This is a genomic window from Laceyella sediminis, assembly GCF_003003125.1.
Lineage (GTDB): Bacteria > Bacillota > Bacilli > Thermoactinomycetales > Thermoactinomycetaceae > Laceyella > Laceyella tengchongensis.
On record NZ_PVTZ01000002.1, the window covers coordinates 124935 to 137520 of the forward strand.

The 12586-nt window shown below is 51.3% G+C and carries 17 protein-coding genes; 2 read left to right on the top strand and 15 right to left on the bottom strand.

Annotation, left to right across the window (positions count from 1 at the left end):
• Nucleotides 1-4 precede the first annotated feature (4 nt).
• The 5 genes from CLV36_RS03390 to CLV36_RS17145 form a co-directional block, all read right to left on the bottom strand.
• Nucleotides 5-1279: a phage terminase large subunit gene (locus CLV36_RS03390; RefSeq protein WP_106341762.1), complete on the bottom strand. Its 1275-nt coding sequence runs from the start codon at nt 1277-1279 to the stop codon at nt 5-7.
• 3 nt (nt 1280-1282) lie between these two features.
• Nucleotides 1283-1711: a hypothetical protein gene (locus CLV36_RS03395; RefSeq protein WP_054095781.1), complete on the bottom strand. Its 429-nt coding sequence runs from the start codon at nt 1709-1711 to the stop codon at nt 1283-1285.
• 295 nt (nt 1712-2006) lie between these two features.
• The gene (locus tag CLV36_RS03400; RefSeq protein WP_106341763.1) at nt 2007-2459 is read right to left on the bottom strand and encodes an ArpU family phage packaging/lysis transcriptional regulator; all 453 of its coding nucleotides are present in this window, start codon (nt 2457-2459) and stop codon (nt 2007-2009) included.
• A gap of 126 nt (nt 2460-2585) precedes the next feature.
• Nucleotides 2586-2876, bottom strand: a complete 291-nt coding sequence (locus tag CLV36_RS03405; protein ID WP_102993580.1) for a hypothetical protein — start codon at nt 2874-2876, stop codon at nt 2586-2588.
• 76 nt (nt 2877-2952) lie between these two features.
• The gene (locus CLV36_RS17145) at nt 2953-3123 is read right to left on the bottom strand and encodes a hypothetical protein (RefSeq protein WP_181352805.1); all 171 of its coding nucleotides are present in this window, start codon (nt 3121-3123) and stop codon (nt 2953-2955) included.
• Nucleotides 3124-3367: 244 nt separating this feature from the next.
• Here CLV36_RS17145 and CLV36_RS03410 point away from each other — a divergent pair, with 244 nt between their 5' ends.
• On the top strand, nt 3368-3727 hold the full coding sequence (locus CLV36_RS03410; RefSeq protein WP_181352806.1) for a helix-turn-helix domain-containing protein: 360 nt from the start codon (nt 3368-3370) through the stop codon (nt 3725-3727).
• A 56-nt stretch (nt 3728-3783) separates the two neighbouring features.
• On the opposite strand, the gene CLV36_RS03415 is transcribed toward CLV36_RS03410, so the two are convergent.
• Nucleotides 3784-3972 (bottom strand): hypothetical protein, encoded by a 189-nt coding sequence (locus tag CLV36_RS03415; protein ID WP_022737462.1) that lies wholly within the window; start codon nt 3970-3972, stop codon nt 3784-3786.
• A gap of 271 nt (nt 3973-4243) precedes the next feature.
• On the opposite strand from CLV36_RS03415, the gene CLV36_RS03420 reads away from it, so the two are divergent.
• Nucleotides 4244-4615: a helix-turn-helix domain-containing protein gene (locus tag CLV36_RS03420; protein WP_106341765.1), complete on the top strand. Its 372-nt coding sequence runs from the start codon at nt 4244-4246 to the stop codon at nt 4613-4615.
• 28 nt (nt 4616-4643) lie between these two features.
• On the opposite strand, the gene CLV36_RS03425 is transcribed toward CLV36_RS03420, so the two are convergent.
• The 9 genes from CLV36_RS03425 to argJ all read right to left on the bottom strand — a co-directional run bounded on the left by CLV36_RS03425 (nt 4644) and on the right by argJ (nt 12581).
• On the bottom strand, nt 4644-4832 hold the full coding sequence (locus tag CLV36_RS03425; protein ID WP_106341766.1) for a hypothetical protein: 189 nt from the start codon (nt 4830-4832) through the stop codon (nt 4644-4646).
• Between the two features lie 397 nt (nt 4833-5229).
• Entirely contained in the window at nt 5230-5436 is a 207-nt protein-coding gene (locus tag CLV36_RS03430) for a hypothetical protein (protein ID WP_106341767.1), read from the bottom strand.
• Nucleotides 5437-5775: 339 nt separating this feature from the next.
• The gene (locus tag CLV36_RS03435) at nt 5776-6393 is read right to left on the bottom strand and encodes a hypothetical protein (protein WP_106341768.1); all 618 of its coding nucleotides are present in this window, start codon (nt 6391-6393) and stop codon (nt 5776-5778) included.
• A 47-nt stretch (nt 6394-6440) separates the two neighbouring features.
• Complete coding sequence (locus CLV36_RS03440; protein WP_106341769.1) at nt 6441-7031, bottom strand: hypothetical protein; 591 nt, start codon at nt 7029-7031, stop codon at nt 6441-6443.
• On the bottom strand, nt 7028-8026 hold the full coding sequence (gene pilM / locus CLV36_RS03445) for a type IV pilus biogenesis protein PilM (protein ID WP_106341770.1): 999 nt from the start codon (nt 8024-8026) through the stop codon (nt 7028-7030). The genes CLV36_RS03440 and pilM overlap by 4 nt, the downstream gene beginning before the upstream one ends.
• A gap of 276 nt (nt 8027-8302) precedes the next feature.
• Nucleotides 8303-9262: an ornithine carbamoyltransferase gene (gene argF, locus CLV36_RS03450; RefSeq protein WP_102993587.1), complete on the bottom strand. Its 960-nt coding sequence runs from the start codon at nt 9260-9262 to the stop codon at nt 8303-8305.
• 116 nt (nt 9263-9378) lie between these two features.
• Nucleotides 9379-10563, bottom strand: coding sequence for an acetylornithine transaminase (locus CLV36_RS03455; protein ID WP_106341771.1), 1185 nt, complete (start codon nt 10561-10563; stop codon nt 9379-9381).
• Nucleotides 10532-11329, bottom strand: a complete 798-nt coding sequence (gene argB / locus CLV36_RS03460) for an acetylglutamate kinase (RefSeq protein ID WP_181352807.1) — start codon at nt 11327-11329, stop codon at nt 10532-10534. The genes CLV36_RS03455 and argB overlap by 32 nt, the downstream gene beginning before the upstream one ends.
• A gap of 16 nt (nt 11330-11345) precedes the next feature.
• Complete coding sequence (argJ, locus tag CLV36_RS03465; protein ID WP_106341772.1) at nt 11346-12581, bottom strand: bifunctional glutamate N-acetyltransferase/amino-acid acetyltransferase ArgJ; 1236 nt, start codon at nt 12579-12581, stop codon at nt 11346-11348.
• Nucleotides 12582-12586 lie beyond the last annotated feature (5 nt).

Below are 12586 nucleotides of genomic sequence, written 5' to 3' on the forward strand. Positions count from 1 at the left end.
CACATTAGATAAAAAGCTGTATAGGCTGATGTTCTTTGAGCCCCCAGCAGGCCAGCGCCAACGACATCACACAGTCGTCGTGACCCCCAGGGGGATGGGAATAGGAGAGCTGTCTTGTCGGGGTGAGGTGAAATTGGAATGTGGACAGCTCATGAAGCAACTCCGGCAGATCGGGGAAGGTGATCGCCCGTTCCGCGATTAAAAGCGTGAGGTGTTGAATCAGTTGCTTCTTGGATATCGAGGTAAAAACGAACCCTTCCACATCAATCCCCCGGTCATAAACGCTCTCGCAAACGGCATCCCCCACCCCTGTGGAATCCATCCACACTTTGGCGTGGTTATACCTCCGAACCAATGCTTCCAAGCGATCAATCTGCGTCTTCCAATCCACTTGGTTGAACCGTTCGAACGCCACCACATGCCTCCGGTTTACATCGATCACCGTGATGACGGAGTAATCGACATGCTTGGCAACATCAAACCCGATCACATATTCCCCGTGCTCCCGCGGCGCCTCTAGTTCCCCCTCGACACAATGGCGGATGCCGCGGAACACGCCGGCGGATTCCTCTAAGAATTCAGCGTCAAACTCTTGCCGCACCACATCGGCTGGCAAGCTCTTTTTCACTTCCTCCAGCTCGGATGCCGGCAGGTACGGATTGCTAGCGCTGGGGAATCGAAATGATTCATAATCAGGGAAATCGCGGTCTTGGCCGCGCATGTACAAATCAAAGAACCAATTCCGCCCTTTGGGGGTGGAGATAAACACCGCCTTGCCCTTCCGGTCGGCCAGTGCCGGGCGCAAGGCCTCTTCCCACGCCTCCCGCTTGATCATGGCCGCCTCGTCGACCACCAAAAAAGAAACGCCCTCCCCCCGGAGAGCGTCAACATTCTCAGCTGACCGAAACTCCAAGATCGAGCCGTTTTCCAACTCAATCCGCATGTAGCTTTTCAAGTCGTTCACAACAAAATCGCGTATGGCTTGGCTGATAATGCGATATGCGATCCAAGCCTGACGGTAGTAAGGGGCCACCCACCAACACAATGCGCGTTCGTTCTCCAAGGCGAACTTCATCATCTCCATCGAGCAGGCCAGCGTTTTTCCCCACCGCCTGCCGCAAGTGGCGATGCGAAAACGGGCGGGGCTTTGATGCAACACTTGTTGTTTGGGATGGGCATGGTACCCTGCAATTGTCTCTTCGCACTCTGGTTCATCTTGCACAAAGAGCTGGTATTCCTCATGCACATACCCATCCGGGGCGAACAAATCCCTATGCATGCCTCACTCCCCCTCTGCCGCCGACGGGCTTAACTGCACCTTAATCTGTTTCTTTTTCGCTTGCACCTGCGTCTGCCGCTCCTGCATGAGAAGATCCAAATAATCCTGCCGGCCCCAGCGTTTGGGGAAACGCCGCTCCAGACGCCAGGCGGCCGCTTGCCATTTCCCGTCACGGGCCGCTTGTTCGATCAACGCCAAATCTCGCATTTCCGCTTCCGCCAGCGCCTGTTCCACAGCAAGGGCAAACTCCCGATATTGCCCGGACTTCTGTCGTGCCCCTCTGCGGAGCCAATTGTAAAGCGTCTGCTTAGAAATGCCCGCGTAGGCAGCAGCCGTCTCAATATAATTGCCCCCGCGAATCACCGTGACGATCTTCTCCTGCAACGCCGGGGTCAACTTCGTCGGCCGTCCGGCTTTTGATCGGTCAGTCATTGTGTACCACCTTCTTTCTATCCCCGCCCTTTCTACCCATCATACTTGCAAACAGCTTGCGCCACCGCGCATGAAAAAAGCTCCGATCAACCAGATCGGAGCTTTCCATTTCATTTCTCTGTCGGTGGAGGCTGCTTAAGGGACACGATCCCTTGTATTAAAGATAACACAAGCCTCCCCACCGAAGGTGCCAACGATGGTTCAAACATGATTCACTTTTTCCGCATAGCGGCGTTCCTCACAAGCCCGCCCGTACAACCCGCATGAAAAAAGGGAGGCTGGACCTCCCTATTCTTCACATGATGTTCAATGCGACGGCCAGCTTTTTCAACGCCGATTTTTTCAAGCGTTGATAAGTCGATTTGGAAAAACCAAGCTTATCATAAATGTAACTGTCAAAATGCCGCATCGGATTAAAGTATTTTTCCTCAATAATGGCCTTTTCCTCCATGTTCAAAACCTCCAGCGCCCGCTCCACCTGTCGAAGCTTCATTTGCTTCGCCGCCCGCAACAGCGCATACTTCTCGGTGGATGACTGGTATTCTGAATAACCTTTGCTTGTCCGATGTTCATAAGAAGAAGTTATGGAAGGTAATAGGTTGGACAACCCTTCCTGCTCCAATTCCCGCTCATTCTCCAACGAAATTTTGAGTAAGGGATACTCGTACAACATTTTTTCTAAGCATTTCAACACCTTTTTCCACTCCATCTGTTCGGTATGGGCAGACATATCAACCATTTTTCGCATAGAAACGCACCTCACCTCATTATTGTGCTCGCAGGCTGACTCCACGGTGATCAACGAAACAGGAAATCATAAAAACCAATTTCTCCCCAAAGGAGAATAAATAAGCAAAAAAAGAGCGCTTGTCTGCTATGATCTCCCTTTTGGTTCCAATACCTCTTTTATACACGCGAACTCAGTGAAATGCGGATGATCGTTTACCTTCTTGATCAACTTTTTCTTAAGCAGCACAGCCAGGTTCTTATTGACCGTTTCCCGGCTCACCCCCAGTTTAGCAGCCACTTCCCGTTGGTTAAAATGACGCATTCCCTCTTGCTCCTGCTCCAACGATTTGATCCAAATCAACAAGCAAAGTTGAAAGCAATTAATATCCCATTCTTTGCATTGTTGCATGATGTCCGGCGATATCGTCACGTTCATTTCTTTCCCTCCTGTTAAACGAGGTTAAACTCGGCGGCTACGGCCCATATTTCCTGCTCTTCGGTATCCATTACCGTTACCTCTCTTTCCACACACACACCAGATAAACAAGCTGGTTTAGCTCTTCACTGAAAACCAAATCGACGGCCTGTCCACTTTCTTGGCCAATTCCGCATAAGGTACACCCTTCACCGCGTTCACGGGCGAAACGCGTTAGACTGCGCCGATCCAAATAAGACTTCATCATTCAGCCATTCCTTAACTGCACCACTATTTTTCTATATGAATAATTATACAATAATTTTCTCCTAAAAGGAGATATAAAGCCCATCTAATTTTTCATTTCGTTTATTATCAATTATTTTATCTCCTATTTGATTATACTAAATGAAGAATATATAATAGAATAAAAACAAATCGGAGAGAAGCGAAGCCACCGATGGTTCTCACGCCCATGTTCATTCAATCTACCCTAGATGGAGGAGATAGCCATGACCTTAGGAGAGCGCTTGCGCCTGCTCAGGGAATCAAGGAAATTGAGCCAGATCGAACTGGCCCAGGCTTTGGGCATTCCCAATCAATCCATATCCAATTATGAACGAGATTATCGCAAACCCCCATTTGACCTCATCCAGAAATTCGCCGACTACTATGAGGTATCCATGGACTACCTGCTGGGAAGGGAAGAATACCTTTATGACTCGGGAAAAGTAAAAGATGTTAAAGCTTTTTTAGCTGATGGGATCTTTGTATACGATCACATCACCCTTGATGAAGAAGACATTGCCTTCCTGAAACAATCCTTTGAATTCATCATCAAAAAAAAGCTAAATCAGTCAGAGGGGAAATAAAGCAAACCGAAACAACATATCCAGTGGGCCCGCCTATTGGTTGTGTTGTTTCCCCCTCATTCGGCCCTCTCCTCGGCCAACGCTTTGACGGTCGCGATAAATTCATCCGTTTTCCCTTTTGAACCCAACGCCTCAATCCGGCTGGACAACGTCTTCAAGTTCACGTACTCGCCCACCAGCTCCACATCATAACACACTGCCAAGTAAGACAATACGTCATATAATGTGCCTTGCGCCTTCCCCATACCGCCATCCTCCCTTTTTCCATAAGTGGCGTTCTACCTTCCTGTCCGCATCAGCAACACTAATTTGCACTAAATGCAATTATTTAATTTAAGTATATTTGCATTTAGTGCAAATGTAAATACAAAAACGAAAAAAATAACGGCATTTTTTGCACAATAAGCAAAAAAACCGATTTACATATACCAATTACGGTTCAGGGATGATACAATAAATTGTAGATAATGCAAATATAAACTAGATTGTGCATGACATAATACCGGGGTGTTAAGCATGAGTATGTTAGGAGAACGATTGAGGGAATTAAGAAAAAAACAGAAAAAAACACAAGGTGACATCGCTAATCACCTGGATGTAGACACCGCTACCATCTCCAGATGGGAACGGAACCAGTACGAGCCGGACACCAGCCAGCTCAAACAGCTGGCTGCTCACTTCTCCGTCTCCGTGGATTACCTGTTGGGTCACACCGACAGTCCCTCCCCTGACTTCCGTTCTCAGTCGCACATCGACCTACGCGAGGTACGACAGGCCCTGACCGAAAAACCCCTCACTTGGGGAGGGAAGGCGATTCCCGAAGCAGATCAAACCCAGATAAGGGAAATCCTCATCGCCATTTTGGATCGATTGATTGGAAACAAATAGAAAAGCCGAAGCTTCTTACACATTCTGTTCAGGTCAACCCGCGCATTCTCTGCTGAATGCGGATCAATTCGTCGATTTCCTTTTGCGTTAAGAGTTTTGTCTCCAGCAATAACGCACACAGGCTCTCAACATCCACGCCCGGATCATCTTTTGGGACTCCGCTGTGGCAGTGGGTTGTTTTTGCATTGGCATTGCTGTCTTCAAGATGACCTACCATTTGTGATCACTCCCAAGATGAATAAGCTAGCACATGCTGCTAAACCCTGACAACACATATGATTTCACCGCTGATTTATCGTGACAAGCTCATCTTTCCAACGTCATATCTATCCGCAATCATTGATTGGGATCATCCGAGCCAGGGGCCTTATGCATACGTAGGCCCCTCTTCTTCTGCTCTCTCCTTTTGGACAGAAGAGTTGTTTATTATTCATTATATACGAACATATGTTCACATTCAAATGCTGTCTGCCCCCACTTGTCGGACCATCTTGTTCGCATCAAAGCAAATCCCGCCTGCATTTCCAAGCCGACACTTGAACAATGCAGGCGGGCTGGTCATCCCGTCCACTCATGCCGGCGCTGACCGACAATCCTCCACGATCCTGGTAAACTCAACCGGCTCCGTCTTTCTCCTCCTCACGTTCGCGCCGCGCCAGCGCTGTTCCAAATCGGAGCGCGGCAAACATCACCACAATCACCACCAACCCGATGATAATCACATACCCGGGAAATGGCATTGGTTTCGGCAGCTGCATCCCCACCCCATAAGCGAGTGCAGCCATCACCAACCCTACCGCGGTCCAACCCATCCATTTCATGTTGACGGTTCCCCTTTCCACTGTTCTCCCACATTCCTCCCCAAATTGCAAAAGACGCGGATTCTATCATACTTATGAGGGAACATGCTAAATAAACTAGTTATCTATCCTATTCGTAAAATGGTTCGTTTTTTTGACAAGGGAAACCCGAATCGAACAATGCCAAGGAACAGGAAACACTGGCCCATTAGTACCCTAGCATCTTATTCACAACACCTATGTCTACCTTCTATCTTTTTCAGTGTTCCATCCATAGCGACATTCTTTAGTGAATGCTAAAAATCATTTTCCTTTCCATATGGATAAAACCCCTCATCTCTCCTTTGATGAGGGGTTTCGCTATTTTAGATGCTGCTTTACTCTTTCATCCTGATACGAGTACAGTGCCAGATACACGACGCCTGGCTCGGCTTTGGTGTCATCCGTCCATTGATAATTCCAACCGACGACGGTGGCGAGGCGTTCCCCTTGTTGCAGTTGGTGCAACAAGTTGGTGAATTGGTTCTGGGTGGCTTGAACCTCTAGCTTAATCCAGATTGGCCGCAGAGCCTCGGACGAAACGATACCTAATTGTTCGTTCACCACATCAGTATCAGGCGGAATCGCCGCCGAGTCCTTCGCTTGGGCGGGAGACTTGAACAGCTCGCTGATATCATCGAGCAGCTCTATTTTTTTCCAAGATGCGCCCGCCGTATTGACGGCTTGTTCCAGCTGGACCACATAATCCGGCTGGTTTTGCATGACGGGGACCTTTTTTTCCAATCCGGCCAACTCCGCCTGTGAAGGTTCGATCGGCAACTGGTAAGTGGAAGCAGTGTATTTTTCATACCGCATTAAATTTCTCGTCAGACGTTCGCCTTCTTGCTTCAATTGCTGGTACTCCAGATAGTCCGGTTGCAATTGATGGTAAGCCAGCCCGAGTAAGCCGACCAACCCCAGGCACCAGAGAAAGCTCAATGTTTTCCCCGACTTCCAGCGTTTTGGGGGGATGGGTTGCCGGATGGTCAGTCACCTCCTTGCGATGGCGGAACACTTTCTTTTTCCTTTTGCAGAGTGAAGTGAAACCGCACAATGACATGATTTTTATCCGCTTCTTTTTTCACTTTGGCCGCAGCGCATTGATCGCCGACACAATCGATCCAGCCTTCGCTGAAATGCTCGTTCTCTTCTTGCGCCAGCTTGCTCACAAAGTCGGACGCTTCTTGCATGGAGGGAAACAAAGCCCAGCCATCCAGCCGATTGCCCAGCCCTTGCAACTGAAACAGCCGAGCACCCGCGGGCATGGTAGTGACAATGGCTTCCGCCACTTCTTTCCAAGCTTGGCGTTTCCCCTCAGCACGTTCAATGGTGTCGCGGTAGGTGAAAAACGCTTGGTACTTGTCGTAAAACTTCTGTTCTTTGCTTTCTTCTAGCATCGCTTCGCTGACAGCGCGCCGCTTTTCAATCACGGCGTCTTCTAAGCGGGCCACTTTCTTCTCCAGCACCCGATCGAAGTATAAAACACCGCCGATCCCAGCTCCCACGACCAACAAAATCAAACCCAGCCACCAGAAAAAAAAGCGGCGGGACAGCGGTTGGGGCGGCAAAAAATTCATCGTCCCATCCCCTCCTTCTCGCCTACCATCAAGCCGAGCGGGACAGCAAGCGAGCTTCCCACAAAGCGCAACGCTTTCTCTTTTAGCGCTTCGGACATGACAAGCTCCGCCGCTGGGGCTTGGGTGACTTTGGCCAATTGGTTCTGCTCTAGCCAATGTTCCAATAAAAACATATCCAATCCCTCGCCCGCCAGCACCCATTCCGCTTGCGGACACGCAAACATCCGTTGCTTCTTCTCATCCATCAGTCCGTACAGCTTGGCCAGCAATGCTTCCCCATACGCATTGATCTCTTCCTTACTCTCTAACAGAGGATGAAGCGGATTGGGGTGCGGTCGATCCTCTCCCTCCATATAATCCGCCACCGGCAGGGAAAACACTTGGGTGTCAATCAATTGATTGTCGCTGAAAAAGCTCGCTTCCACACCCAGTTTGGAAATTTGCAAAATCAGCGACTGCGGGGCGATGAGTCCACGATAAGCATTGGACCAGCGATAGAGGCAGAAAGGAGCGATATCGATCTGCACCGGATCTAAGCCGCAAAAGCGGAAGCATCGTACCAGTGCATCCCTGTACGAGCGGGACATCAGAGCCAACATGATCTCTTGGCGATCCCCATCCGCCCACACATGATCGATGAGCTGATAGTCAAACACCGGATCGGGAAACGGAAGCTCCAACAGAGGAATCAGTTGCTCTTTGATGTAAGTGCGGTATTGTCGTTTCGGCATTTCCGGCACCATCAACCTTTTGAAAATCACTTCCCGGCAATTGATGCCGATACGGACGCGCTCCGTGTGCAATCGCCGCCCCAGCAAGGCCTCCTGTATGGTTTGGATCAATTCTTCACGTTCCAGGAAGTACGGCTCTCTGGCCCAAATGCTAGGCAAAGGATGAACCACCATCTGTTGTAGTTCCATGGATTTTCGTCGTTTTTTCACTTCCACCAGTTTGAAAAAAGAGGCGGAGAGCTCTATTCCTATTTGATAAGACATCACGCGTTAACTCCTTTGCTCTCAACCAGATGCTGGCTCATCATCACGATCTGTTCGATATCTTCATTATATTAAACCAGATCATGAAAAGAGTGACGAAATAGAAAACTATGCTTCGTTTCACCCTTCATTTCTTTCGATGACTTTTCCCCATTTTTGTCTTGATCAATCCTCTGGTTGCCAACTCGCCACAAAGAAAAAAGCCGGCCAATTGGCCAGCGAAATTGTACGTATATCAGCCCCAAGCTCCGTTTTTTTGAAGCGTCCGGCCGGGGCTCACGATGATGATAACAACAAACCGAGCAACAAGGCCTGTTGTGCGTGCAGGCGGTTTTCCGCTTGCTGGAATACCACCGATTGCGGGCCGTCGATTACGTCGGCGCTTACTTCCAAGCCACGATAAGCGGGCAAGCAGTGCATGAAAATCGCATCTGGTTTCGCGCGGCTCATCAGCTCCTGGTTCACCTGGTACCCAGCAAATGCCTGCGCCCGTTGCTCCTTCTCCTCTTCTTGCCCCATGCTCGCCCATACGTCCGTGTACACGGCATCGGCGTCTTTGACCGCTTGCGCCGGATCATAACTGAAGGAGAAGGTAGAACCAGTGACGCGGGCGATCGCCTCCGCTTCTTGCCAGATCGCCGGACTGGGTTCATAGCCTTTCGGCGTGGAAATGGACAGATGCATGCCGGTCAGCGCCGCGATGTGCATCAACGAATGCAACACATTGTTGCCGTCTCCCACATAGCAACAAATACGGCCGGCCAACTCCCCTTTGCACTCAGCCAGGGTCATGATGTCCGCCAAAGCTTGGCAGGGATGCTCCCGCTCCGTTAACCCGTTGATCACTGGAATGTCGGCCGCTTCTGCCAATTGGGTGACCAAGTCGTGGCTATGGGTGCGGATCAAAATCGCATCCACATACCGCGACAGCACGCGGGCCGTATCCTCTATCGTCTCTCCCCGCCCCAATTGCAACTCTTGTCGATGGAGATTCAGCGCGTGACCACCCAATTGGGCCATGCCCACTTCAAACGAAATGCGCGTCCGGGTCGACGGCTTATCAAAGATCATACCCAAATTTTTTCCTTGCAACGGGGCTTTCTTCACCCACTCCGCTTTGTCGGCCTTCAATTGCAGGGCATGCTGCAAAAACGCTTCCGCCTCCTCAGGCCCCCAATTGGCCAAACCGATGAAATCCTTGTCTGTCCATTCCGTCGCCAAAGGCGCTTCGATCATGTTTCCTCAGCCCTTTCGATTTCGTTCTTCGCCGGCCCATTTCCATGAACGCTCCCCTCACCCGGAAGCAGCCATGGAAAAACGGTTTCAGCCGCCATCGGTGAATCCGGCATGCGCTAGTCGGCTGGAACCGGGGCCGTCCATTCCCATTCCTGCACTACTTCTTTAATCAATGAAACGGCACGCACAATCTGGCCGTGCGTTACCACCAAGGGCGGCAACAAGCGCAAGACGTTCTCCCCGGCCACCAGCGTGACCAATCCTTGCTCCAACAGCGATTTAACCACCGGGCCGGCCGAAGTGTTCAGCTCTATTCCTAACATCAGCCCTTCGCCGCGGATTTCCTGTACGCTTATTAGTCCGCGCAGCTCTTTCTCCAACAGTTGTCTTAGCCATGTACCTTTATCCCGTATTTCAGCCATCATGGATGGTTGCGACAACTCTTCCAACACCGCTCGAGCCACCGCCATCGCCAAACGACCACCACCAAATGTCGTCCCATGTGATCCAGGTCCCAATACTTCTTTCCAAGCTGCTTTGGCTAGCATCGCCCCTACAGGGAAACCGTTGCCCAATCCCTTGGCCAAAGTGACCACATCTGGCTCAATCCCGTACTTTTGATAGGCGAACCAATGCCCTGTCCGGCCCATGCCAGTTTGCACCTCATCAATCATCAACAAGATGTTTTTCTCCCGACACCAAGCCGCCAACGCTTGGACAAACGCTGGATCAGCCGGTCGAACGCCTCCTTCCCCTTGCACCAGCTCCAAAAGCACCGCCGCCGTCGTCGCTCCTGTGGCTTGCTTGACCGCCTGAATGTCCCCGTACGGCAAAATGCGAAATCCCGCCGGCAATGGGGAGAAACCATCTTTCACTTTGTCTTGCCCGGTCGCCGTCAATGTCGCCAATGTCCGTCCGTGGAAAGAGCGCTGAAAAGTGATGATTTCCGGCTCCTGAATGATTTTCACCATCTTGGCCCAACGGCGGGCGAACTTAATCGCCGCTTCATTGGCTTCCGCCCCACTGTTGGCGAAAAAGACGGCACCCAATCCACTCATCTTGCACAAGAGGTTCGCCACTTCCTGTTGCAAGGAACTGGCAAACAAATTGGACGTGTGCCAGATTCCTTGCGCCTGAGTGATGAGGGCTTGCTCAATCCGCGGGTGTCGGTGACCTAAGTTCACCACGCCGATCCCAGAGGCAAAGTCGAGATATTCCTTGCCAGACTCATCCACCAACACGGCGCCAGTTCCATCAACGAAGTGAATCTCATGCTGGAGATACGTCGGAAACAATCCCATGGTCGATCACCTCTTGATTGACGATGCGGGTACCCGCACCCTGTTTAAACCCATTGGCATGAGCGCCGTTCACAATACGGACTTCGGGAATCCCTTGCGCCAGCGATTGCAAAGCCGACCTCGCTTTCGGAATCATGCCTCCCGTGATCGCCCCGTCCGCAATCCCCTGTTCTATGGTCGCGGGGTCTGCTTCCTGGAGCAATTGGCCACCGATTTGGATGCCGTCAACGTCACTTAATAAAATCAGCTGGTCGGCACACATAGCAACAGCAATCGCCGCCGCAGCCTCATCCGCGTTGATGTTGTACACTTGACCATCTCCATCCACTCCCACAGAGGCGATGACTGGCATCCAGCCTTGCTTAAGCACATGATCGAGCGCCTCCACATTCACGTCGGTGACACGGCCGACATAACCCAACTCAGGGGCCGCGGGTTCCGCCTTCAACAGCTCTAAGTCCACCCCGCTTATGCCAATGGCCGCCACTTGTTGGTTGATCAGTTGCGTCACCAATTGCTTGTTCACATGTCCGGACAAAGCCATCTGCACCAGCGACAACGTCTCTTCATCGGTCACGCGCCGCCCTTCGATGAACAAGGGCTTTTTCCCTTGCTTTTCCATCAATCGCGATATCATCGGGCCGCCGCCATGAACGATGACCACTTGCGTTCCTGCGCGCCATGCGTCAAAACATTGGGCAAAAAACGCCGGATGAATCCGTTCCAGAACACTGCCTCCCACTTTTAGCACAATCAGCTGTTCCATCAGCCTCTCCTTCCCGTTACGTGCGGTAGCTGGCATTGATGCGCACGTATTCATATGTCAAATCACATCCCCACGCCGTCGCCGTGGCCTGGCCCCGATGCAGATTGACGCGGATGATTACTTTCTCCTGGTTCAACTCCGCGCGCGCCTGTTCTTCATCAAATAGCAACGGCATGCCTCCCCCAATCACTTGCACGTGTCCCAGGTAAACATCGATTGATTCCGGTCGCAAAGAAGGCTCGCCGTAACCAGCCGCGCACACAATTCGCCCCCAATTGGGGTCAGCGCCAAACACCGCCGTCTTCACCAGGCTGGAACCGACCACCGCTTTGGCGATGTTTTGCGCTTCCTGTTCGTGGATCGCCCCTTCAACCACGACCTCGATCAAGCGCGTCGCCCCTTCTCCGTCACGGGCGATCATCTTGGCTAACTCTTGGCAGACATACTGAAACGCTTGTTGGAATTTGGACCAATCAGCATGGTGCATGTCGAGGGGAGCATGCCCGGCTTCCCCACTTGCCATCACCAAAACCATGTCGTTGGTGCTCGTATCCCCATCGACTGTGATCATGTTGAATGTCTGATCAGTGGTCTTCCACAGCAAAGATTGGAGAATCTCCGGTTCAATCACCGCATCGGTAGTGATAAACGCCAGCATGGTGGCCATATTGGGCTTAATCATGCCGGAGCCTTTGGCCACCCCTGCAATGGTCACCGGTTTGCCCTCAATCTCCACGCTCACTTCCACTTGCTTCGTGCATGTGTCAGTCGTCAAGATCGCTTCCGCAAACGAAGTGTCTGGCGCTTTTAACTTCGGTACCAGCGCTTCAATGCCCTGAATCACCTTGTTCATCGGCATCAATACACCAATAACACCCGTCGAAGCTACCGCCACCATGCTTTGCGGACAGGCAAGTTCTTCGGCCAGCTTCGCCCGCATCGCATAGGCATCCATCATCCCTTGCCGTCCAGTGCAGGCATTGGCGTTGCCGCTGTTGACGACCACACCTCGCAATTTCCCGGACACTCCCAAACTATCTTGGGTTACTTGGATCGGCGCCGCCTGAAAGGCATTGACTGTATAAACAGCGGCAGCCGTCGCTTCCCGTTCGCATACGATCGCTCCCAAATCGGGCCGCTTGCGCTTGATGCCCACATGCATCCCTGCCGCTTTAAACCCTTTGGGCGAAGTGATGCACGCTTCCTTTTGCACTGTGAATGCAGGTGACAAAACCCCTGATTCTTTCCCCATCTTCG

Excerpts from the sequence above, each read along its gene's own strand:
- CLV36_RS03390 (WP_106341762.1), bottom strand. The coding sequence starts at position 1,279 with ATGCATAGGGATTTGTTCGCCCCGGATGGGTATGTGCATGAGGAATAC.
- CLV36_RS03395 (WP_054095781.1), bottom strand. The coding sequence starts at position 1,711 with ATGACTGACCGATCAAAAGCCGGACGGCCGACGAAGTTGACCCCGGCG.
- CLV36_RS03400 (WP_106341763.1), bottom strand. The coding sequence starts at position 2,459 with ATGCGAAAAATGGTTGATATGTCTGCCCATACCGAACAGATGGAGTGG.
- CLV36_RS03405 (WP_102993580.1), bottom strand. The coding sequence starts at position 2,876 with ATGAACGTGACGATATCGCCGGACATCATGCAACAATGCAAAGAATGG.
- CLV36_RS17145 (WP_181352805.1), bottom strand. The coding sequence starts at position 3,123 with ATGATGAAGTCTTATTTGGATCGGCGCAGTCTAACGCGTTTCGCCCGT.
- CLV36_RS03410 (WP_181352806.1), top strand. The coding sequence starts at position 3,368 with ATGACCTTAGGAGAGCGCTTGCGCCTGCTCAGGGAATCAAGGAAATTG.
- CLV36_RS03415 (WP_022737462.1), bottom strand. The coding sequence starts at position 3,972 with ATGGGGAAGGCGCAAGGCACATTATATGACGTATTGTCTTACTTGGCA.
- CLV36_RS03420 (WP_106341765.1), top strand. The coding sequence starts at position 4,244 with ATGAGTATGTTAGGAGAACGATTGAGGGAATTAAGAAAAAAACAGAAA.
- CLV36_RS03425 (WP_106341766.1), bottom strand. The coding sequence starts at position 4,832 with ATGGTAGGTCATCTTGAAGACAGCAATGCCAATGCAAAAACAACCCAC.
- CLV36_RS03430 (WP_106341767.1), bottom strand. The coding sequence starts at position 5,436 with ATGAAATGGATGGGTTGGACCGCGGTAGGGTTGGTGATGGCTGCACTC.
- CLV36_RS03440 (WP_106341769.1), bottom strand. The coding sequence starts at position 7,031 with ATGAATTTTTTGCCGCCCCAACCGCTGTCCCGCCGCTTTTTTTTCTGG.
- pilM (WP_106341770.1), bottom strand. The coding sequence starts at position 8,026 with ATGTCTTATCAAATAGGAATAGAGCTCTCCGCCTCTTTTTTCAAACTG.
- argF (WP_102993587.1), bottom strand. The coding sequence starts at position 9,262 with ATGATCGAAGCGCCTTTGGCGACGGAATGGACAGACAAGGATTTCATC.
- CLV36_RS03455 (WP_106341771.1), bottom strand. The coding sequence starts at position 10,563 with ATGGGATTGTTTCCGACGTATCTCCAGCATGAGATTCACTTCGTTGAT.
- argB (WP_181352807.1), bottom strand. The coding sequence starts at position 11,329 with ATGGAACAGCTGATTGTGCTAAAAGTGGGAGGCAGTGTTCTGGAACGG.
- argJ (WP_106341772.1), bottom strand. The coding sequence starts at position 12,581 with ATGGGGAAAGAATCAGGGGTTTTGTCACCTGCATTCACAGTGCAAAAG.